The 20,746-nt window shown below is 71.3% G+C and carries 17 protein-coding genes; 12 read left to right on the forward strand and 5 right to left on the reverse strand.

All coding sequences use genetic code 11. The features are described from left to right. Positions 1-6 precede the first annotated feature (6 nt). The 4 genes from OG799_RS03385 to OG799_RS03400 all read left to right on the forward strand — a co-directional run bounded on the left by OG799_RS03385 (position 7) and on the right by OG799_RS03400 (position 4,066). Positions 7-2,577 (forward strand): nitrate- and nitrite sensing domain-containing protein, encoded by a 2,571-nt coding sequence (locus OG799_RS03385; protein WP_406042972.1) that lies wholly within the window; start codon positions 7-9, stop codon positions 2,575-2,577. A gap of 85 nt (positions 2,578-2,662) precedes the next feature. Next, positions 2,663-3,094 carry a roadblock/LC7 domain-containing protein gene (locus OG799_RS03390; RefSeq protein ID WP_406042974.1) on the forward strand — a complete coding sequence of 144 codons (432 nt, stop codon included), beginning with the start codon at positions 2,663-2,665 and terminating at the stop codon, positions 3,092-3,094. Continuing rightward, a complete protein-coding gene (locus OG799_RS03395; RefSeq protein ID WP_406042976.1) occupies positions 3,091-3,480 on the forward strand; it encodes a DUF742 domain-containing protein in 390 nt (129 codons plus the stop codon). The genes OG799_RS03390 and OG799_RS03395 overlap by 4 nt, the downstream gene beginning before the upstream one ends. Then, positions 3,461-4,066: a GTP-binding protein gene (locus OG799_RS03400; RefSeq protein ID WP_406042978.1), complete on the forward strand. Its 606-nt coding sequence runs from the start codon at positions 3,461-3,463 to the stop codon at positions 4,064-4,066. The genes OG799_RS03395 and OG799_RS03400 overlap by 20 nt, the downstream gene beginning before the upstream one ends. A 62-nt stretch (positions 4,067-4,128) precedes the next feature. Here OG799_RS03400 and OG799_RS03405 read toward each other — a convergent pair whose 3' ends face one another. Further along, positions 4,129-6,981, reverse strand: coding sequence for an aconitate hydratase (locus OG799_RS03405; RefSeq protein WP_406042980.1), 2,853 nt, complete (start codon positions 6,979-6,981; stop codon positions 4,129-4,131). A 161-nt stretch (positions 6,982-7,142) separates the two neighbouring features. Between OG799_RS03405 and OG799_RS03410 the strand changes: the two genes are divergently transcribed. Both OG799_RS03410 and OG799_RS03415 read left to right on the forward strand, forming a co-directional pair. After that, entirely contained in the window at positions 7,143-7,502 is a 360-nt protein-coding gene (locus OG799_RS03410; RefSeq protein ID WP_406042982.1) for a VOC family protein, read from the forward strand. Between the two features lie 220 nt (positions 7,503-7,722). After that, the gene (locus tag OG799_RS03415) at positions 7,723-8,379 is read left to right on the forward strand and encodes a DedA family protein (protein WP_406042984.1); all 657 of its coding nucleotides are present in this window, start codon (positions 7,723-7,725) and stop codon (positions 8,377-8,379) included. 79 nt (positions 8,380-8,458) lie between these two features. On the opposite strand, the gene OG799_RS03420 is transcribed toward OG799_RS03415, so the two are convergent. Continuing rightward, positions 8,459-9,115, reverse strand: a complete 657-nt coding sequence (locus tag OG799_RS03420; RefSeq protein WP_406042986.1) for a C39 family peptidase — start codon at positions 9,113-9,115, stop codon at positions 8,459-8,461. A gap of 563 nt (positions 9,116-9,678) precedes the next feature. Between OG799_RS03420 and OG799_RS03425 the strand changes: the two genes are divergently transcribed. After that, a complete protein-coding gene (locus OG799_RS03425) occupies positions 9,679-10,056 on the forward strand; it encodes an ArsC/Spx/MgsR family protein (protein WP_406042988.1) in 378 nt (125 codons plus the stop codon). Between the two features lie 16 nt (positions 10,057-10,072). On the opposite strand, the gene OG799_RS03430 is transcribed toward OG799_RS03425, so the two are convergent. Beyond that, complete coding sequence (locus OG799_RS03430) at positions 10,073-10,285, reverse strand: hypothetical protein (protein WP_406042990.1); 213 nt, start codon at positions 10,283-10,285, stop codon at positions 10,073-10,075. Between OG799_RS03430 and OG799_RS03435 the strand changes: the two genes are divergently transcribed. Continuing rightward, complete coding sequence (locus OG799_RS03435; RefSeq protein WP_406042992.1) at positions 10,284-10,946, forward strand: hypothetical protein; 663 nt, start codon at positions 10,284-10,286, stop codon at positions 10,944-10,946. The two genes, OG799_RS03430 and OG799_RS03435, sit on opposite strands and share 2 nt — an antisense overlap. Before the next feature lie 40 nt (positions 10,947-10,986). After that, entirely contained in the window at positions 10,987-11,376 is a 390-nt protein-coding gene (locus OG799_RS03440; protein ID WP_406042994.1) for a hypothetical protein, read from the forward strand. Positions 11,377-11,397: 21 nt separating this feature from the next. Here the strand turns inward: OG799_RS03440 and OG799_RS03445 are convergent, their stop codons facing one another. Beyond that, positions 11,398-11,943 (reverse strand): GNAT family N-acetyltransferase, encoded by a 546-nt coding sequence (locus OG799_RS03445; RefSeq protein WP_406042996.1) that lies wholly within the window; start codon positions 11,941-11,943, stop codon positions 11,398-11,400. Between the two features lie 145 nt (positions 11,944-12,088). On the opposite strand from OG799_RS03445, the gene OG799_RS03450 reads away from it, so the two are divergent. From OG799_RS03450 to pulA, 3 genes are all read left to right on the forward strand, one after another. Further along, positions 12,089-12,763, forward strand: a complete 675-nt coding sequence (locus OG799_RS03450) for a hypothetical protein (RefSeq protein ID WP_406042998.1) — start codon at positions 12,089-12,091, stop codon at positions 12,761-12,763. 32 nt (positions 12,764-12,795) lie between these two features. After that, the gene (locus tag OG799_RS03455; protein ID WP_406043000.1) at positions 12,796-12,996 is read left to right on the forward strand and encodes a hypothetical protein; all 201 of its coding nucleotides are present in this window, start codon (positions 12,796-12,798) and stop codon (positions 12,994-12,996) included. Between the two features lie 177 nt (positions 12,997-13,173). Next, positions 13,174-18,675 carry a pullulanase-type alpha-1,6-glucosidase gene (gene pulA / locus OG799_RS03460; RefSeq protein ID WP_406043002.1) on the forward strand — a complete coding sequence of 1,834 codons (5,502 nt, stop codon included), beginning with the start codon at positions 13,174-13,176 and terminating at the stop codon, positions 18,673-18,675. A 78-nt stretch (positions 18,676-18,753) separates the two neighbouring features. Here pulA and OG799_RS03465 read toward each other — a convergent pair whose 3' ends face one another. Continuing rightward, a complete protein-coding gene (locus OG799_RS03465) occupies positions 18,754-20,646 on the reverse strand; it encodes a hypothetical protein (protein ID WP_406043004.1) in 1,893 nt (630 codons plus the stop codon). Positions 20,647-20,746: the final 100 nt, after the last annotated feature.

Consider the following 20,746-nt stretch of genomic DNA (forward strand, 5'->3'; position numbering starts at 1 on the left):
GGTGTAATGCGTTTCCGCAGCTCAAACCTGCGTACCAAGGTTGTCGCCCTGCTCGCTTCCCTGGTCGCGCTCTGGTCCTTCACCGCGTGGGTGACCGTGCGGGACGGGATCAACCTGCTCGGGGTGCAGGCGCTGGACGGCAAGGTCTTCGACCCCACCGAGCCGCTGCTGCTCCAGTTGCAGCTGGAGCGCCGGACGTCGCTGAGCTACCTCGGCCGCTCCGACGACGAACGGCGTTCCGAGCTAGCGCAGGTCCGGCAGCGCACCGACCAGTTGACCACGGAGTTCGCGGAGTCCACGCGGAGCTGGCAGGTCGGTGTCTTCGGCGCGGACAAGCTGGACCAGCGGATCGAGGAGCTGATCACCGGGCTGGGTGAGCTGCCTGCGACCCGGGTCGCCGTCGACAACAAGAAGATCGACCGGGCGGGCGCCGGTGCCGCCTTCACCGGCCTGATCGAGGAGATCTACCGGGTCTACGACGCGCTGGGAAACCTCGACGATGAGCAGGTGGCCGAGGACACCGCGGCGCTGATCGGCCTGAACCGGGCCCGTGAGTTGCTGTCCCAGGAGGACGCGCTGCTCGCCGGCGTGCTGGCGGCTGGCCGGATCACTCCCGCCGAGCAGGCGCAATTCGCCCAGGTGGTGGGTGCCCGACGGTTCACCGCTGGTCAGGCCATCGTCCGGCTTCCGGCAGCCGACCAGAACCGCTACGCGGGGATGCTGGCCGATCCGACCTACGTCCGGCTCGCCGACCTGGAGAGCCGGGTCATGCAGGGCACCGACAACAGGGTGCCGGTGACCACCGCCGCCTGGGAGGGCACGACCGGGTCCGCGCTCAGCGAGATCGGTCAGGTGGTGCTCGCCGGCGGCGACGACGTGGTACAGCGGGCCACGCCGGTCGCGATCGGCGTCATCGTACGACTGGTGCTGGCCACCGGCCTCGGCCTGCTCGCCGTCATCGCGTCCATCGTGGTGTCCATCACCACCGCCCGGGCGTTGGTCCAGCAGCTCGAACGGCTCCGCGAGGCCGCGTTCCGGCTGGCCAACGAGCGGCTGCCCGGCGTGGTGGAGCGGCTGGGCCTGGGCGAGGAGGTCGACGTCGCCCGGGAGGCGCCCCCGTTGCAGTTCGGCGACGACGAGATCGGCCAGGTGGGCAAGGCCTTCAACGCCGTGCAGGAGACCGCGATCCGGACCGCCGTCGAGCAGGCCGAGCTGCGCCGCGGCGTCCGCGACGTGTTCCTCAGCCTGGCCCGGCGCACCCAGGCCCTGGTGCACCGCCAGCTCACCCTGCTCGACGCGATGGAGCGCCGCGAGCACGACGCTGAGGAGCTGGAGGACCTGTTCCGGGTCGATCACCTGGCCACCCGGATGCGGCGCAACGCCGAGAACCTGATCGTGCTCTCCGGCTCCACCCCGGGCCGGTCCTGGCGGCGGAACGTGCCGATGGTCGACGTCGTCCGCGGCGCGGTGGCCGAGGTCGAGGACTACACCCGGGTGAACGTGCTGCCGCTGGGCCCGGTGTCGCTCGCCGGCCGGGCCGTCGGTGACGTCATCCACCTGCTGGCCGAGCTGATCGAGAACGGACTGTCGTTCTCGCCGCCGCACACCACGGTCGAGGTGCGCGGCCAGCTGGTGGCCAACGGGTTCGCCATCGAGATCGAGGACCGGGGCCTCGGCATGACCGGGGAGGACCTCGCCGCCGCCAACCACCGGATCGTCGACAGGTCCGAACTGAACCTGGCCAACGCCGCCCGGCTCGGCCTCTACGTGGTCAGCCGGCTCACCGAACGGCACGGCGTGCGGGTGCAGCTCAAGGAGTCCGCGTACGGCGGTACGACGGCGGTGGTGCTGATCCCGCTCGAGCTGGTCACCGACGACGGCCCCGACCCGGCCACGTCCGGCGGGTTCCGGGCCGGTGCGGGCTTCCGCCGGCCGGTCCCGGCCGGCGCCGGGGCGGGCCGGTCGGAGTCGGCCGGTGAGCCGTCCACCAGCTCGGTGGCGCTGGTCGAACCGGCCCCGGCGACGACGCCGGATACCGGCCGCCGGGAGGACGCCGCGGAGGACGTACCGATGGGGGCGGACCCGGCACCCGCTCGTGTCGCGACCGCCGGCCCGGACCAGTCGCCGGTGACGGAGGCGGGGCTGCCGACGCGGACCCGGCGGCGGGCCGGGCAGCCCGGGCTGGACGACCCGACCTTCCCGACCGGCCTGCCGGTGACGACCGCCCGGTCCAGCTGGGACGACGCCGCTCCGGCGGTGGCCGACCCCACGCCGGGCGGGACCGACGCCCCGGAGGAACCGGCACACACCGACTCCAGGCTGCCGGTACGCGTCCGGCAGGCGAGCATCGTGCCGGCACTGCGTGACGAACCGTCCAGTGCGGACGCTGAGTCGGAGGACGACACGGTACGGCCACCCGAGCAGGTGCGTCGGATGATGAGCTCCTACCAGAGCGGCACCCGACGCGGCCGGACCGATGCGGCGCGGCTGCTCGGCGGGGTTTCGCGCGAGCCCGACGGCGGGCCCGACACCGGGCCCGACGGCGGGCCTGACACCGGGGACCAGCAGGCGACCTGAGGACGACGTCGGAACGGCGGCACCCGATGCGGCCGGTACGGCGGAGCGAAAACGGCGACACCAGCCGGGGAGAAGAGGACGACGAGTGGCGCAGAAGACGGCTTCGAGCGCGGACCTGACGTGGCTGTTGGATGATCTGGTCGGTCGGGTGAAGCAGGCGGAACACGCCGTGGCGCTCTCCACCGACGGCCTGCTGATGGCCTCCTCACAGGGGCTGAGCCGGGACGACGGTGAGCACCTGGCGGCGATGGCGGCCGGGATCCAGAGCCTGGCCCGGGGCGCCGGCAAGCGGTTCGGCGGTGGTCAGGTGCAGCAGACCATCATCGAGATGCAGTCGTCGTTCCTGTTCGTCACGGCGGCCGGACGCAACGCCTGTCTGGCGGTGCTGGCCTCCGAGGATGCCGACGTCGGACTGATCGCGTACGAGATGGCGATGCTGGTCACCCGGGTCGGGAGGTTCGTCGCCTCGCCGACCCGGGCACCGGAACAGCCGAGTGGCGAGGCGCCGGCGCGATGACCGTGCAGGGGGACGCCGCGGAGCACGAGTGGGTGGACGACCACGCGGGCCCGGTGGTGCGCCCGTACGCGGTCACCCGTGGCCGGGCCCGCCCGGTCACCGGCACGTTCGACCTGATCTCCCTGGTGACGGCGACCCGGGCCGAGGTGGCGTCGGAGTCGGGGCTGGGCCCCGAGCACGTCGCCATCGTCGGCCTCTGCCAGCGGATACAGTCCGTGGCGGAGATCGCCGCCCACCTCGACCTGCCGGTCGGCACCGTCCGGGTCCTCCTCGGCGACCTGGTGGCCCGCCACCTGGTCCAGGTCCGTGAGCCGCGCGCCACCACCGCCGGCCTTCCCGACGACAGCGTTTTCGAGGCGGTTATCAATGGACTTCGGGCCCTCTGAGCGGCCGGCGGGAGCGGCCCAGCTGCCCACCGCCATCAAGATCCTCATCGCCGGTGGGTTCGGCGTGGGCAAGACCACCATGGTCGGCGCGGTCAGCGAGACCCGGCCGCTGCGGACGGAGGAGGTGCTGACCGAGACCGGGGTGGGGATCGACGACCTCTCCGGGGTGGAGGAAAAGGGCACCACCACCGTCGCGATGGACTTCGGCCGGATCACCATCAGCGACGACCTGGTGCTCTACGTCTTCGGCACGCCCGGCCAAGACCGGTTCTGGTTCGTCTGGGACGAGCTGGCGCTGGGGGCCATCGGCGCGGTGGTGCTCGCCGACACCCGCCGGCTGGCCGACTGCTTCCCCTCCATCGACTACTTCGAGGGCCGGGGCACGCCGTTCGTGGTGGCGGTGAACTGCTTCGAGGGCTCCAAGCATCACCGGCTGGACGAGGTGCAGGCGGCGCTGAACCTCGACCCCGGGGTGCCGGTGGTGCTCTGCGACGCCCGGCGGCGGGAGTCCAGCAAGGAAGTGCTCATCACCCTGCTGGAGCACGCCATGAAGACCCGCGAGGCCCGCCGCCGCGCCGGCGACTGACCCTCCGGACGCCGAAGGGCCCCTCCCCGCGGTCGCGGGAAGGGGCCCTCTTCGCTGGTACGTCAGCTGGCGATCATGCGGCGCAGCACGTACTGCAGGATGCCGCCGTGCCGGTAGTAGTCCGCCTCACCGGGGGTGTCGATCCGGACCACCGCGTCGAACTCCACGCCGGTGTCGGTGGTGACCTTCACCGTGCGCGGGGTCTCGCCGTCGTTCAGCGCGGTCACGCCGGTGATGGAGAAGGTCTCCGTGCCGGTGAGGCCGAGCGACTCCGCGGTGGTGTCCACCGGGAACTGCAGCGGCAGGACGCCCATGCCGATCAGGTTCGAGCGGTGGATCCGCTCGTACGACTCGGCGATGACCGCCCTGACGCCGAGCAGCATGGTGCCCTTGGCCGCCCAGTCGCGGGACGAGCCGGAGCCGTACTCCTTGCCGGCCAGGATGACCAGCGGGATGCCCGCCTCCTGGTACGCCATGGAGGCGTCGTAGATCGAGGTCTGCTCGCCGGTCAGGTGGTTGACCGTGAAGCCACCCTCCACACCCGGGACGAGTTGGTTGCGCAGCCGGATGTTGGCGAAGGTGCCCCGGATCATCACCTCGTGGTTGCCCCGGCGCGAGCCGTACGAGTTGAACTCGTGGCGCGGCACGCCGTGCTCGGCGAGGTACTTCCCGGCGGGGGAGTCGGCCTTGATCGAGCCGGCCGGCGAGATGTGGTCGGTGGTCACCGAGTCGCCCAGCTTGGCCAGCACCCGCCCCGGACCGATGTCGGAAACGGGCGCCGGCAGGCGCCCCATGCCCTCGAAGTACGGGGGCTTGCGCACGTAGGTGCTGTCACCCGCCCAGGCGAAGGTGTCGCCGGTCGGGGTGGGCAGGGACTGCCAGCGCTCGTCACCGGCGAACACGTCCGCGTAGGCGGCGCTGAACCCGGTGGCGCCGATCGCCTGGGCGATGACGTCCTGGATCTCGGCGCTGTTCGGCCAGATGTCGCGCAGGAAGACCGGGTTGCCCTGGCTGTCCTCGCCGAGCGGCTCGTTGGCCAGGTCGATGTCCATCGTGCCGGCCAGCGCGTACGCCACCACCAGCGGCGGGGACGCCAGGTAGTTCATCTTCACGTCCGGGTTGATCCGGCCCTCGAAGTTCCGGTTGCCCGACAGCACCGAGACGACGGCCAGGTCGCCCTCGTTGACCGCGGCGGAGACCTCCTCCGGCAGCGGGCCGGAGTTGCCGATGCAGGTGGTGCAGCCGTAGCCGACCAGGTTGAAGCCGAGCTTCTCCAGGTACGGGGTGAGGCCGGCGCGGTCGTAGTAGTCCATGACGACCTTGGAGCCCGGCGCCAGGGTGGTCTTCACCCACGGCTTGCGGGCCAGGCCCTTGTCGACGGCGTTGCGGGCGAGCAGCGCGGCGCCGATCATCACCTGCGGGTTGGAGGTGTTGGTGCAGGAGGTGATCGCGGCGATCACCACGGCGCCGTGGTCCAGCTCGTACTCGACGCCGTCGGCGCTGGTGACCCGGACCGGGTTGGTGGCGCGCCCGCCGGCGCCCGCCGCCGCGGTCTCCAGGTCGCGCGGCTCGTCGGCCGGGTCGCTGAACTCGTTGGCCGGCGGGTCGCTGGCCGGGAACGACTCGGCGCTGGCCTCGTCGGCCGGGCCGTTGGCGCCGCGCGGGAGCTGCTCGCGGGCGACGCCCGGCTTGAGCTCGCGCTCGCCGGCGGAGTCGTCGGCCACGTAGTCGGTCAGCGCCGAGCGGAACAGGGTCTTGGCGCTGCCCAGCGGCACCCGGTCCTGCGGGCGCTTCGGGCCGGCCAGGGACGGCTCGATGGTGCTCAGGTCGAGCTCCAGGCGCTCCGAGTACGCCGGCTCGTGGTTCGGGTCGTGCCAGAGGCCCTGCTCCTTGGCGTACGCCTCGACGAGGGCGACCTGCTGCGGGTCGCGGCCGGTCAGCTCCAGGTAGCGGACGGTCTCGGCGTCGATCGGGAAGATCGCGACGGTGGAGCCGTACTCCGGGGACATGTTGCCGATGGTGGCCCGGTTGGCCAGCGGCACGGCGCTCACGCCGGGGCCGTAGAACTCGACGAACTTGCCGACCACGCCGTGCTTGCGCAGCATCTCGGTGATGGTGAGCACCAGGTCGGTGGCGGTGGTGCCGGCCGGCATCTCGCCGTGCAGCTTGAAGCCGACGACCCGGGGGATCAGCATGCTGACCGGCTGGCCGAGCATCGCGGCCTCGGCCTCGATGCCGCCGACGCCCCAGCCGAGCACGCCCAGGCCGTTGACCATGGTGGTGTGCGAGTCGGTGCCGACCACGGTGTCCGGGTACGCCTGGCCGTTGCGCTCCATGATCGTGCGGGCCAGGTACTCGATGTTGACCTGGTGCACGATGCCGGTGCCGGGCGGAACGACCTTGAACTCGTTGAACGCGGTCTGACCCCAGCGCAGGAACTGGTAGCGCTCCTTGTTGCGCTCGTACTCCAGCTCGACGTTGCGGGCGAAGGCGTCCTCGCGGCCGAACAGGTCGGCGATGACGGAGTGATCGATGACAAGCTCGGCCGGCGCGAGCGGGTTGACCTTGGTGGCGTCGCCGCCGAGGTCGCGGACGGCCTCCCGCATGGTGGCCAGGTCCACGACGCAGGGCACGCCGGTGAAGTCCTGCATGAGCACCCGCGCCGGGGTGAACTGGATCTCCACGCTCGGGTCGGCGGTCGGGTCCCAGCCGCCGAGCTCGCGGATGTGGTCGGCGGTGATGTTCGCGCCGTCCTCGGTCCGCAGCAGGTTCTCCAGGAGGATCTTCAAGCTGTAGGGCAGCCGGTCGTGGCCCTCCACCTTGCTGATCTTGAAAATCTCGTAGCTCGCGTCTCCGACGCGTAGCTGGGTCTTCGCACCGAAGGTGTCGAGGCTCGCCACGTCGTACTCCTTCACACCAGCGACCGTGAGTAGTCCTGAGCAGTCTGTCGCACCGGCCGGAGCGCCGCCCAGGTTAGGTGGCACTTACCGCCGATTCTCGCTTCCAACAAAACCGTACGTCCGTCTTGCTATTGACGCAACCTCGTGCCAGGGTTCGGGACGAGGAGGTGCCCACCATGATCCATCACGTCCTGCTCGCCTGCCCACCCGGCTCCGAGGCCGCGTCCCGGGCGTTCTACACCGGCCTGCTCGGCCTGACCGAGAAGCCCAAACCACCGGCCCTCGCCGCCCGTGGTGGTTGCTGGTTCACCGGGTACGACGCCGAACTGCACCTCGGCGTCGAAGCGGACTTCCGGCCGGCCCGCAAGGCCCACCCGGCGCTGCTCCGCCCCGACCTCGACGACCTCGCCGCCCGGCTGGCCGCCGCCGGCCACCCGGTCACCTGGGGTGACGACGAGATCCCCGGCATGCGCCGCTTCCACACCCACGACCCGCACGGCAACCGCCTCGAATTCCTCACCCCGCTCCCGGCCTGACCGCCCGCATCCGCTCGGCGCCCTTGCCGCCCGCCGGCACCGTGCGTCCTGGCCGCCGGGTGCCCGGAACGACAGATCACCCGGCCTTGCGGGCCGGTGGACGACGACGTCCGGAACGGTGACGCGTCGGGGCGGGTCCGGACGGGTGGTGGCTGGCTGAGCGGGCGGCCGTGCCATGGGACCGGAGGTAGGGTTCGAGGTCGGATCGGAAGGGGTGGCGGTGGTCGACGTACAACACTGGCTCTCCGCGCTGCCGCCGGGCGTGGTCTACCTGATCGTCGCCGCGGTGATCGGCGTGGAGAGCATGGGTGTGCCGCTGCCCGGCGAGATCGTCCTGGTCAGCTCCGCTCTGCTCGCCGCGGCCGGCGTGGTCGAGCCGGAGTGGGTCGCCACCGCCGCGGCGGCCGGCGCCATCGTCGGCGACTCGATCGGGTACGCGGTGGGCCGCCGGGGCGGGCGTCCGCTGCTGGCCCGGCTGGGCCGGCGCTTCCCCCGACATCTCGGCCCCGCGCAGCTCGCCCGCGCCGAGCAGAGCTTCGCCCGGCACGGCGTCTGGGCGGTCTTCTTCGGTCGCTTCGTGGCGCTGCTGCGGATCCTCGCCGGCCCGCTGGCAGGCGCGCTGCACGTGCCGTACCGCCGGTTCCTGCTGGCGAACGCGGCCGGCGGCCTGGTCTGGGCCTTCGGCACCACCTACCTGCTCTTCAGCGTGGGTCGGGCGGCCGAGCACTGGCTCAAGGACATCTCCTGGGCGGGCCTGGTCGTCGCGATCCTCGCCGGGCTCGGCAGCACCTGGTGGCTGCGCCGCCGGGCCCATCGGCTCGACACGACGGGAGCGGCCGACGAGGCCGAGCCGGTCCGTGCCGGCAGCGAGCGCTGACCCGACGCCTACCCGGACATGACGAAAGGGCCGGCCCCCGTGTGGGGGTCGGCCCTTTCGTTGGTTGGTGTGTGTTGGGTCAGGAGGCGGTGTAGCCGCGGGTGGCGATCCAGTCGGCGAGGTTGTCGACGCTGATGCGGTAGGAGGCCATGTTGGGGTCGGCGGAGTCGGCGATGGTGACGGTGTGGCCGTCGTCGCGGTAGCCGACGACGCTGATGTAGTGGCCGCCTTCGAAGGAGTGGGTGTTGCCGTCGGTGTCGGTGGTGGTGCCGGCGATGTTGGCGACCACGGCCCGGCCGTTGTCGACGGTGTGGACGATGTCGGCGCGCAGCTTGTCGGTCTGGGTGTCGTCGGCCTTGGGGCTGCGGATTTCGACGCTGTGGTAGACGTTGCTACCGGTTTCCTTGTTCAGGACCGGGGTGATGTCGTTGACGCTGTTGGTGCCGTTCTCGGTGGTGCCCATTTCCTTGGCCATGGCGTCGACGTCGATGGCCTTGCCCTGCACTGACAGGGCGTTGCGGGTGGCGGCGGGGCCGCAGTAGTAGAAGTTCGGCTGGGCCTGGTAGCGGACGTTGAGTTCCCGCTCACCGCCGTGCTTGCGGTCGGTCTGCACCTGCGCCGTGGCCTTGGCGGCGGGGGCGGCGTGGGCGGCGACGGCGGGGCCGGCGATGCCACCGGCGGTGGCGGCGATACCAGCGGCGGTCAGGACGGTGGCGCGGATCAGATCGGTACGCATGATGGCGTGCTCCTCTGCTCTGGGGGTGTGCACGACACCCGCACGGGGGTGCGGTCGCGCCGCGCGAAGGGGGGAAAGTCTTGAGGGGGATCGGCCCGGCGATCAGGGGGGACCTGCTCGGGCGTCCAGGGGGTGTAACGACCCGGGCCGGCGGCACATTCCACCAGGCTCCCGAGGGTTCCCGGGGTTCCGGCTGGGGGCCAGGGTTCCGGGGGATGTAACCGGGCCGGCCGGTCGGGTGTTCCCACGGCCAGGGCTCCGGGCCCCACCACCGGGCGAGACCCGCGGTGGTATGCCATGTACAACGCCCCGACCCCGCCCCCCATTCCACCGCCGGGGGACCCCACCCACCGGACGTCGGGCCATGAACCGGACACCAGGCACAGGCCGGTCCCACCGGAACCGGACAGCCCGCCCAGGTCGCCCGCGAGCGCCCACAGACCGCCCCGCGCCCGTCGGGTCTCGACCGGCCCGGACCCGCACAACCTGGGGAAAGTACGGCCTCGGCTGCCCCGCACGACGTCCGGTGGGGACGGGACGCGGGATCTGCCACCATGTCGGTCATGGAGATCTGGCACAACCCGGCCTGTTCGAAGTGCGCCGGCGCGCGGGCGACCCTCGACGAGGCGCGGGTGCCGTACCGGCTGCGCGCGTATCTGGAGCAGCCGCCGGGCGCGGCCGAGCTGACCGAGGTGCTGCGCCGGCTCGGCGCCCGGGCGTGGGACATCTGCCGCACCGGGGAGCCGGCCGCGGTCGCCCTCGGCATGGCGGACTGGCCACGCGACGACGCCGACGAGCCCCGGTGGATCGAGGCCATGGTGGCCCACCCGGAGCTGATCCAGCGCCCGATCCTGCTGCTCGACGACGGTGGCGCGCTGGTCGGGCGTACCGGGGAGGCGCTCGACGAGGCGGTGCGCCGCGCGGCCCGCGACGGCGGGTGAGCGGCGCGGCGCCGGGTCAGGCCCGGTCGTCGGCCGGGGTGGTGCCCCCCGCGGCCTTCGCGTGCCGCTCGCGCAGCCGGTCCCGGATCTCCTCCGGGGTGTACGCCCGCCGGCGCCGTTCGGCCCGGGCGATGACCACCCCGGACGCCGCCACGCCGGCCAGGCCGGCCAGTCCGAGCACCTTCCACCAACGCATCCGTTGCCGCATCCGCTTAGGGTAGTCGTCCATGAGCATCAGCCTGGACGAGGCCGTGGAGCTGACCCGGACCGGTGACGTGTGGGTGTTCCGCGGCCGCAGCGTCCCCGACCGCGCGATCCAGATCACCACCAACAGCCCGGTGAACCACGTCGGGATGGCGGTGGTGCTCGACGACATGCCGCCGCTGATGTGGCACGCCGAGCTGGGCCGCTCCCTGCCCGACATGTGGACCGGCAGCCACCAGCGCGGCGTGCAGCTGCACGACCTCCGGGACGCGGTCTGCGTCTGGGCGAACCGGTACGGGCAGCGCGCCTGGCTGCGCCAGCTCGAACCGTCGGCCGACGCCGCGATGGAGGAGGCGGTGCTGCGGACCGTCGCCCGGCTCGACGGCACCCCGTTCCCGTCCACCGCCCAGCTCGCCTGGCGCTGGGCGCGGGGCAGGGTGCCCACTGTGCGCCGTCCGACACCGGCCACACCGGACGCCCCGGGAGTGCCGGTACGCGACCGGGCGTTGGAGACGGCGTACTGCGCCGAAGTGGTGGCGGTGACGTACGAGGCGATGGGGCTGCTGCCCGCCGGCCGCCGTCCGAACTGGTACGACCCGGGCCGGTTCTGGAGCGGCGACGACCTCGACCTCACCGGCGACGCCCAGCTCGGCGCCGAGATCGAGGTCCGCATCCCGCCGCGCTGACCAGGTTTGGCGGGCCGCGTGCGCGGCAATTGAGACCGGCGTGAAGGCCTCGACGGATCTGGACGCGCTCACCGACTTCTTCGACCGGTACGGCGTGGCGTTGACCGCCGGCGACGTGCCCGCCATCGCCGGCTGCTACGCCCTGCCCGGGCTGGTGGTCGCGGACACCTACAGCTTCTCGTTCACCTCGCCGGCCGCGGTGGCGCTCTCCTTCGTCGGCGCTGCCCCCGACTACCAGGAGCGTGAACTGGTCGCGGCGAACGCCCAGTTCGAGGACGTGCAGCAGATCTCCGCGCTGCTCACCGAGGTGGCGGTGCGGTGGGAGTTCCTGGACAGTCAGGGCCGGGCGGTGCCGGGCGAGCGCTACCGCTACCTGCTGCGGGCCACCGAGGACGGCCCGGCCATCTGCACCGTCATCCGGACGGCCTGACCGGTGGGTGACGGGCCGTGGTCAGGACCGTGCGGTCGGCACCCAGAACCGGAGCTTGCCCGCCCGCTCGTCCTCCAGCACGCCGCCGTTGCGTTCGATGACCCGCCGCGAGGCCATGTTGTCCACGTCGCAGGTGACCAGCGCCGGGTCGACGCCGAGCGCGTGGGCCACCGGCAGCGCCGCGCGCAGCATGGCGGTGGCGTGGCCCTGTCGCCGCGCGCCGGCGCGGACGTCGTAGCCGATGTGGCCGCCCACTTCGAGCAGGGACGGGGTGAGGCGGTGCCGGATGGCGATCCGTCCGAGGTACTCGTCGCCGTCGGTCCACCAGAGGGTCGTGGCGGGCACCCGGCCCGGCGGGCGGGGCGTCTCCTCCCGCTCCTGTGCGCGCAGCTCGGCGATGTACCGGGCGAACCCCGGCACGGTGTGCCACGTGGCGCGGTGTTCCCGGATCTCGCTGCCGACCGCGGTGTGGTCCTGGCGGTCGCCGCGTCCCTCGGCCTGGAACTCGGCCATCGCGGCGAGGAAGCTGGCGTGCACCCGTTCGGTGGGCGGGATCAGCGCGGACATGGTCGTGAGTAGACCCGAACCGCCGCCGGGTAGCCAACCGTTTTCCGTGGCCCACCGACCGGACGGTCGGATCGGGGTGGGCGCGCTGCGGCAGCCGTATCAAGCTGGCTACGCTGGCGCGTCGGCTCCGACGAGGGGGGATCTGATGAGCATCGGGCATGACGAGCGGGCGGGGTCGTCGTCCGCGGCGAGAGTGCTGACGTCGGTGCCCTGGATCGTGGTGCTGCTGGGCGTCAGCCTGCTGACCGTCCTGCTGCTCGTGACCCTGTTCGCCCTGCGCGGGCCGGAGCGGCAGTCGACGGCGCCGGCGCCGGCGCCGCCGATCTACCTGCCCACCATGGCTGCCGAGACGGCGTCCGCGGCGCCGACCGACATTCCGCCGGTCGCCGTCGACGCCACCGCCTCGCCGACCGACTCGCCGAGCGTGACCCCGTCGCCGCGGGCCAGCTCGGCGAGGCCGTCCGCGTCGGCGTCGGCCACCCTCGCCGCGCCGCGGACGGGCACGCTGACCGCGCGCTACCAGGCCACGGCGAGTGGGCGGGACTACTTCGAGGCCCGGCTGACGGTCAGCAACGGTTCCGCCCGGGGTCAGGACTGGCGGGCGGAGCTGCTCTTCCCGGGCAACGTGAAGAGCATGCAGGCGTCCTCCGGCTCGGGACTGTCGGTGACCTCCCAGGGCAGCGGCTCGTTCGTGCTGCGCGGCACGGGCCCGCTCGGGGCCGGGCAGAACGCCGTCGTGCAGATGCGGTTCAGCCGGACGGGCAGCGGTGACCAGCCGGGTCAGTGCACCGTCAACGGCGCGCCCTGCGTCATCGGCTGACCGCACCCCCGCCCCGGGGCTGGACGGTCCGGTTGGTCTTCCCGCGCGGACGGCTCGTCACGTCCTGGGTGGACGGGGCGGAGCAGGGCGGTGGTGGCTTCTCCGACGGTGTCCTCACGTACGGCAGCGGGGTGGACCTGGCGGCCGGCGCGTCGGTGCCGCTGCGCTTCCACTTCGAGGACACCGGTACGACGCGACCGGCCAGCTGCACCGTCGGCTGCGCCGGTCTATGAGCCGCCGCCGCAGGGCGGGCCGGCCGACGTTCACCATCCGCGACCGTCGCGCTGCGCCGACAGGCTGTCATGTTTCGCAAGACGACTGCTTTGTTGCGACTCGGTTTGCAAGGTATTGCAGAATGTTTCGGCAAGGGCTAGCGTGCGGGCGAATCAGCGACCAGAGGAAGGCCGTCGATGAAACCCCCGCCGATATCCCGCAAGGCGCTGCTCGCCTTGGTCTCCACCCTCACCCTCGCCCTCGTCGGCACGCCGGTCGCCGTTCACCAGCTGGGCGCCGACGCCACCGATCGCGCCCCGCGCACCGACCTCCTCGCGGCCGCCGGCGCGGCGCAGTGGCGCCAGGAGCCGTCCGCCGAGGCCCTGCTCAAGGCCAGCGCCAACACCGCGAAGGCCGACCAGTTCTACTTCGTCCTGCCGGACCGCTTCGCCAACGGCGACAGGAGCAACGACAAGGGCAGCCTGACCGGCGACCGGTTGAGCACCGGCTACGACCCGACCGACAAGGGCTTCTACCACGGCGGCGACCTCAAGGGCGTCATCAACCAGCTCGACTACATCCAGGGCCTCGGGACGACCGCCATCTGGCTCGCCCCGATCTTCAAGAACCGGCCCGTGCAGGGCGCCGGCGCGGACGTCTCCGCCGGCTACCACGGCTACTGGATCACCGACTTCACCCAGGTCGACCCGCACTTCGGCACGAACGAGGAGCTGAAGAAGCTGGTCACCCTCGCACACCAGCGGGGCATCAAGGTCTACCTCGACGTCATCGTCAACCACACCGCCGACGTCATCAAGTACGCCGAGAACAAGTACGCCTACGTCGACAAGAAGACCGCGCCGTACAAGGACAGCCAGGGGCGGGCCTTCGAGGACCGCAACTACGCCGACGGTACCCGGGACTTCCCGAAGGTGAACCTGACGTCGTTCCCCTACACGCCGACCTTCGCCACCGCCGCCGACGCGAAGGTCAAGGTCCCGGCGTGGCTGAACGACCCGACCATGTACCACAATCGCGGTGACTCGACCTTCGCCGGCGAGAACAGCGAGTACGGCGACTTCTTCGGTCTGGACGACCTGTGGACCGAGCGTCCCGAGGTGGTCCGCGGGCTGACCAAGGTCTACGGCGACTGGATCGGCTCCACCGGCGTCGACGGCTTCCGGCTGGACACCGTCAAGCACGCCAACCTCGACTTCTGGCCGCAGTTCAGCCAGGGCATCAAGCGGGCCGCGGAGTCCGCCGGCAAGAAGGACTTCTTCATGTTCGGCGAGGTCTACAGCGCCGACCAGGAGATCGAGTCGACGTACGTCCGGCAGGGCGGCCTGCCCGCCACCCTCGACTTCTCCTTCCAGGAGGCGGCCCGCGGCTACACCGCCGCCGACGGCTCCGCGAAGGCGCTCGCCGACATGTACGCCCGCGACGACCTGTACGCCGCCCGGGACACCGACGCGAACCGGCTGACCACCTTCCTCGGCAACCACGACATGGGCCGGATCGGCTCGTTCATCGCCGCGACCGGCGGTGACGACGCCAGCCAGCTCAAGCGCGACCAGCTCGCCCACCAGCTGATGTTCCTCACCCGCGGCCAGCCCGTCGTCTACTCCGGCGACGAGCAGGGCTTCACCGGCCCCGGCGGGGACAAGGACGCCCGGCAGGACATGTTCGCCACGAAGACGGCGGACTACCTCGACGACGACCTGATCGGTACCACCCGTACCCACGCCGGCGACCAGTACGACAAGAGCCACCCGCTGTACCGCACCATCGCCGAGCTGGGCGAGCTGCGGCAGGCGCACCCGGCGCTGCGGGACGGCGTCCAGGTCACCCGGTACGCGGCCGACGGCCAGGGCGTCTTCGCCTTCTCCCGGATCCTGCCGTCCGACCGCACCGAATACGTCGTGGCGGTCAACAACGCCGCCACCGCGCAGACTGTCTCCGTGGCCACCTGGTCGGCCGGCGCCACCTTTGCCGGCATCTACGGCGGTTCGGCCGGCTCCACGGCTGGCGCCGACGGCAAGCTGAGCGTGACCGTGCCGGCGATGTCGGCCGTGGTGCTCAAGGCCGACCGAGCCATCCCGCAGGCCGGCGCCGCCCCGGGCATCACCATCACCGAGCCGGGCGACGCCCCGGTCGCCACCAAGGCCGCCGTCACCGCCCAGGTGACCGGCGACCCACTGGCCACCGTCACGTTCGCCGCCCGGGTCCCCGATGGCAAGTGGACCCTGCTGGGCAGCGCGCACAAGGCACCGTACACCGTCTACCACGACCTCACGGGCCTGGCCGGCGGCACGAAGGTGGAGTACAAGGCCGTGGTCCGCGACGGTAAGGGCCGGGTCGCCAGCGCCAGCGCCACCGGCGTGGTCGGCACCCCGGCGCAGAGCGCCTCCCGGGACTGGGCGGTGGTGCACTACCAGCGCCCGGCCGGCGGATACGCCGACTGGGGCCTCTACACCTGGGGCGACATCGACCCGGCGTACGCCACCGAGTGGCCCAAAGGGCAGCCGTTCGCCGGTGAGGACTCGTTCGGCCGGTTCGCCTGGGTCAAGCTGAAGCCGGGCGCCAAGTCCGTCGGCTTCCTCGTCGTCGACGCCAACGGAAACAAGGACGTCGGCAACGACCGCACCATCGACGTGACCCAGACCGGCGAGGTCTGGGTCAAGCAGGGCGACGGCGCGCTCTACCCGACCCGGCAGGCCGCCACCGGCGAGCCGGACCCGGCGGTCGACCAGGGCACCGCGGTCATCCACTGGCGCAAGGCCGACAACAACTACGACGGTTGGGGCCTGCACCTCTGGGACGGCGCCGCCAACCCGACCGACTGGGGCAGCCCGCTCAAGCCGGAGAAGGTCGACTCCTTCGGCGCGGTCTTCCGGGTGCCGCTCGCGGCCGGCGCCACCGGGCTGAACTACATCATCCACAACGGCGACACCAAGGATCAGCCCGACGACCAGCGGTTGGACTTCGCCACCGCCGGGCACGAGGTGTGGCTGCTCGCCGGGGTCAAGGGCCGGCTGCTGCCGTCCACCTCCTCGGGCATGGCCAAGGACGTCGACATCACCAAGCAGAAGGCGCAGTGGATCGACCGGTCCACCGTCGCCTGGCAGACCGGGCCGACCGACGGCAAGCGGTACGCCCTGGTGGCCGCCCCGACCGGCGGGCTGAGCATCACCGACGGCGAGCTGGCCGGGACGTACACCACCCTGCCGCTGCGGGCGCAGCGCAACGGGCTGACCGAGGCGCAGCGGCAGGCGTACCCCCAGCTGTGGGCGTACCACGCCTTCGCCCTCGACCAGGCCGACCTGGCCAAGGTGCCGGCGGCGCTGCGCGGGCAGCTCGTGGTGACCGAGCGGGACGCCGAGGGCACGCTGCTCGGCGCGACCGGGGTGCAGATCCCGGGCGTGCTCGACGACGTCTACCGAGCCGCCACCACGGCGAAGCTCGGCCCGACGTTCGCCGGCAAGGTGCCCACCCTCGCGGTCTGGGCGCCCACCGCGCGCACGGTGTCGCTGCAGCTCTTCGACTCGCCGACGGCCGAGCCGACCAGGACCGTGTCGATGAGCCGCAACGACCGCACCGGCGTCTGGTCGGTGCGCGGCACGAAGGCGTGGCACGGCAAGTACTACCGGTACCAGGTGGAGGCCTGGCAGCCGGCGGCGCAGAAGGTGGTCACCGCCTCGGTGACCGACCCCTACTCGGTGGCGCTGGCGCCGGACTCGACGCACAGCCAGATCGTCGACCTCGACGATCCGGCCCTCGCGCCGGCCGGCTGGGCGAAGCTGCGCAAGCCGGCGGCGGCGCCGTCGTCGAAGGCGCAGATCCAGGAGCTGTCGGTGCGCGACTTCTCCAGCGCCGACGCGAGCGTGCCGGCCGAGCGGCGGGGCACCTACCTCGCCTTCACCGACCCGGACACGGTTGGCATGAAGCACCTGAAGGCGCTCGGCGACGCGGGGGTCAACTACCTGCACCTGCTGCCGGCGTTCGACTTCGCCACCATCCCCGAGAAGCGGGCCGACCAGCAGCAGCCGGCCTGTGACCTGGCCGCGCTGCCGCCGGACTCCGACCAGCAGCAGAAGTGCGTCGCCGCGGTGGCGGAAAAGGACGGCTTCAACTGGGGGTACGACCCGCTGCACTACACCGTGCCGGAGGGCGGCTACGCCGTCGACCCGGCCGGGGCGAAACGGACCACCGAGTTCCGGCAGATGGTCGCCGGGGTGAACCAGGCCGGCCTGCGCGTGGTGATGGACGTCGTCTACAACCACACCTCGGCCGCCGGCACCGACCCGAAGTCGGTGCTCGACCAGGTGGTGCCGGGCTACTACCACCGGCTGCTGGAGGACGGTAGCGTCGCCACCTCGACCTGCTGCGCCAACACCGCCCCCGAGCACGCCATGATGGGCATGCTGGTGGTGGACTCCCTGGTCACCTGGGCCAAGGAGTACAAGGTGGACGGCTTCCGGTTCGACCTGATGGGCCACCACCCGAAGGCGAACATCCTGGCCGTCCGGGCCGCGCTGGACAAGCTCACCGTCACGCGCGACGGCGTGGACGGGAAGAAGATCCTGCTGTACGGCGAGGGCTGGAACTTCGGCGAGGTCGCCAACGACGCCCGGTTCGTGCAGGCCACCCAGGCCAACATGGCCGGCACCGGGATCGGCACCTTCAACGACCGGCTCCGCGACGCGGTGCGCGGCGGCGGCCCGTTCGACGGGAATCCGCGGATCCAGGGCTTTGCCTCCGGCCTGTACACCGATCCGAACGGCGACCCGGTGAACGGGTCGGCGGCCGAGCAGAAGGCCCGGCTGCTGCACTCCCAGGACCTGATCAAGGTCGGGCTGACCGGCAACCTGCGCGGCTACCGGTTCACCAACTCGTCGGGTGACCCGGTCACCGGCGCGCAGGTGGACTACAACGGCGCGCCGGCCGGCTACACCGCTGCGCCGGGCGAGGCGATCACCTACGTCGACGCGCACGACAACGAGATCCTGTACGACGCGCTGGCGTACAAGCTGCCGCAGGGGACCTCGGCGCAGGACCGGGCCCGGATGCAGGTGCTCGCTCTGGCGACCACCGCCCTCGGGCAGGGGACGGGCTTCGTGACGGCCGGCTCGGAGCGGCTGCGCTCCAAGTCGCTGGACCGCAACTCGTTCAACTCCGGTGACTGGTTCAACCAGATCCGCTGGGACTGCGCGCAGGGCAACGGCTTCGGCGCCGGTCTCCCGCCGGCGCAGGACAACGAGAGCAAGTGGTCGTACGCGAAGCCGCTGCTGGCCGATGAGAAGCTGGTCCCGGACTGCGCGGCGATCAACCTGGCCGACGCCCGGTACGCGGAGCTGCTGAAGGTCCGCGGGTCCTCGCCGGTGTTCGGGCTGACCACCGCCGACCAGGTGCAGAAGCGGGTCGCCTTCCCGCTCTCGGGCGAAAAGGAGACCCCGGGCGTGCTCACCATGACCCTGGACGGCCGTGGGCTGGACGGGAAGTGGAAGTCGGTGACCGTGGTCTTCAACGCCACCCCGGAGGCGGCGGAGCAGACGGTGACCGACCTGCGCGGGGCGGACGTGGCGCTGCACCCGGTGCTGGCGAACTCGGCCGACCCGGTGCTCCGGACGGCGTCGTTCGACAAGGCGAGCGGCACGTTCACCGTGCCGGCCCGCAGCGTGGCGGTCTTCGTCCAGGAGTAGTTCGCGCGGGTCGGCCCCCTGCCACCTTCGGTGGCAGGGGGCCGACCTTTTCCATCCGGCTGTTCGCTGTCCAGTTGCTCAGTCGAAGCAGTCCTCGACGGTGTTGGCGCAGTTGGTGGGGTCGTTGTCGGTGATGGTGGAGTCGTCGTCGAGCTTGACCTTGCCATCGTTGTTGAAGATGCCGCCGGCGATCCCGTGGTGGTCCTTGTCGTTGCCGTTGTTGGCCTTGTTCTTGGTGACCTTGGTGTTGGTCAGGGTCACCTTGCCTTCGTTGTTGTAGATGCCGCCGCCGTTCCAACCGGCGAAGTTCTCCTTGATCTTGGTGTCGCGCAGGACCAGGGTGGCCTCGAAGTCGTCGTCGTGGTCCTTGTGGTTGGGCCGGGCGGTCGGGGCGGCCGTGTTGCCAGCCCAGTACTCTTCGAAGGGTTCGCCGTTGAAGATGCCACCGCCGAAGCGGCCCGCGCTGTTTTCGAGGATCTCGCTGTCGGTGACGGTGGCCGTGCCGCGCTTCTTCTCGTCCTTGTCCTTGCTGTACTGCGTGCTGTCGTGCTTCTCGTCGCTGTTGACGTTGTAGATGCCGCCGCCGTCGTTGTGGGCCTTGTTCTTCTCGACGGTGCTGTTCTTGACCGTCAGGACGGTGTCGACGGCGTAGATGCCGCCGCCGTTCTCGGCGGTGTTGTTCCTGACGAAGGTCCAGCTGACGTCGACGAAGCCGTCGTTGCTGAACAGGCCGCCGCCGTTCTTCTTGGCGGTGTTGCCCTCGATGAGGGTCTTCTCGATCTCCACGGTGCCGGCCTTGCCGTCGTCGTGGCCGTCGCGGCTGCCCTCGACGAGGTCTCCCATGGGGCGCTTGTGCTTGTCCTCGCCCTCACCGTTGGCGATGCCGCCGCCGTTCTCGCCGGCGGTGTTGTTGGTGATGCGGGACTCGGCGCCCTTGCCGTCGCGGGCGCCCTCGACCTCGAGGACACCGGCGTTGAAGATGGCGCCGCCGTTCTCGCCGGCGTGGTTGTTGTCGAGGGTGCTGTTCTCGACCTCGGTCCGGCCGAAGTTGGCGATCGCGCCGCCGTTGTCCTCGGCGCTGTTGAGGACGAACTTGCTGTTCACCACGTGGGCCTTGCCGCCCCGCTCGACCAGCAGACCACCGCCGTCGCCCTCGTGCTCGTCGCCGTGCCTGCCGTCCATGCTCGACCGGGGCGGCGCCGTGAGCGTCGGCCGCTTCGCGGCCGGGGCCTCGGCGTCGGCGGTCCCGGTCGCGTCGCCGGTGCGCTTCTGCGCCGGCGCCGACGCCTTCTTGACCGGCTTGCGCTCGCGCTCGCCGGCGGCGCCGTTCTTGACGGTGACGTCCTTCAGGGTCAGGTCACCGCCGTCGGCGACCCGGAAGATCCGGAACCCGTCCTCGGCTTCCCGCTTGATCGTCGCGCCGTTGCCCTCGATCGTGATCTCCTGCTTGATCGTCGGCAGGCCCGCCTCGGACTTCTTGTCGAACTGGTCCAGCTCGTACTGGCAGTCAGGAGCCAGCTTCAGCGTGCCACCCTCATCCCGGTTGGCATGGTCGAGGGCCTCGATCAGATCATCGTCGTCACAGGCCACCTCCCGAACCTCGTCGCCCTTGTCCCGGTCCTTGTCCTTGTCCTTGTTGTCCTGGTCCTTGTTGTCCCGGTCCTTGTCCTTGTCCCGGTCCTTGTTGTCCTGGTCCTTGTTGTCCCGGTCCTTGTTGTCCTGGTCCTTGTCCTTGTCCCGGTCCTTGTTGTCCTGGTCCTTGCCGTCGTCGCTGACCAGTTGGGCGGTCGACCACTTGACGTCGGTCAGCCGGTGCCCGCCGGTTGCCCCTGTGGTGGCGTAGGCAACGCCCGCGAGGCTGACCGCTCCCGTGAGGCCCGCAACGCCGGTGACGAGCCAGAGCCGGCGCCGGCGGAACGGGGAGTTCGTCTTGCGGGTGGCGTCATCGTTATCGCGAAGGTAGTTGGACATTGGAGGTCTCTGCCCTCTCCTCGTACCAGACAAGGTCGCTTCGCCCTGGCGAGGCGGCCTTCGCTACAAATCGGTTGTAGCTGCTGAACAACACCGTATG

The organism is Micromonospora sp. NBC_00898 (genome assembly GCF_045207895.1).
Classification (GTDB): domain Bacteria; phylum Actinomycetota; class Actinomycetes; order Mycobacteriales; family Micromonosporaceae; genus Micromonospora.

What these genes read in the sequence shown, in the direction of transcription:
- OG799_RS03395 (WP_406042976.1), top strand. Translation starts at nt 3,091, where the DNA reads ATGACCGTGCAGGGGGACGCCGCGGAGCACGAGTGGGTGGACGACCAC.
- OG799_RS03425 (WP_406042988.1), top strand. Translation starts at nt 9,679, where the DNA reads ATGGAGATCTGGCACAACCCGGCCTGTTCGAAGTGCGCCGGCGCGCGG.
- OG799_RS03410 (WP_406042982.1), top strand. Translation starts at nt 7,143, where the DNA reads ATGATCCATCACGTCCTGCTCGCCTGCCCACCCGGCTCCGAGGCCGCG.
- OG799_RS03465 (WP_406043004.1), bottom strand. Translation starts at nt 20,646, where the DNA reads ATGTCCAACTACCTTCGCGATAACGATGACGCCACCCGCAAGACGAAC.
- OG799_RS03450 (WP_406042998.1), top strand. Translation starts at nt 12,089, where the DNA reads ATGAGCATCGGGCATGACGAGCGGGCGGGGTCGTCGTCCGCGGCGAGA.
- OG799_RS03445 (WP_406042996.1), bottom strand. Translation starts at nt 11,943, where the DNA reads ATGTCCGCGCTGATCCCGCCCACCGAACGGGTGCACGCCAGCTTCCTC.
- OG799_RS03400 (WP_406042978.1), top strand. Translation starts at nt 3,461, where the DNA reads ATGGACTTCGGGCCCTCTGAGCGGCCGGCGGGAGCGGCCCAGCTGCCC.
- OG799_RS03420 (WP_406042986.1), bottom strand. Translation starts at nt 9,115, where the DNA reads ATGCGTACCGATCTGATCCGCGCCACCGTCCTGACCGCCGCTGGTATC.
- OG799_RS03435 (WP_406042992.1), top strand. Translation starts at nt 10,284, where the DNA reads ATGAGCATCAGCCTGGACGAGGCCGTGGAGCTGACCCGGACCGGTGAC.
- OG799_RS03385 (WP_406042972.1), top strand. Translation starts at nt 7, where the DNA reads ATGCGTTTCCGCAGCTCAAACCTGCGTACCAAGGTTGTCGCCCTGCTC.
- pulA (WP_406043002.1), top strand. Translation starts at nt 13,174, where the DNA reads ATGAAACCCCCGCCGATATCCCGCAAGGCGCTGCTCGCCTTGGTCTCC.
- OG799_RS03430 (WP_406042990.1), bottom strand. Translation starts at nt 10,285, where the DNA reads ATGGACGACTACCCTAAGCGGATGCGGCAACGGATGCGTTGGTGGAAG.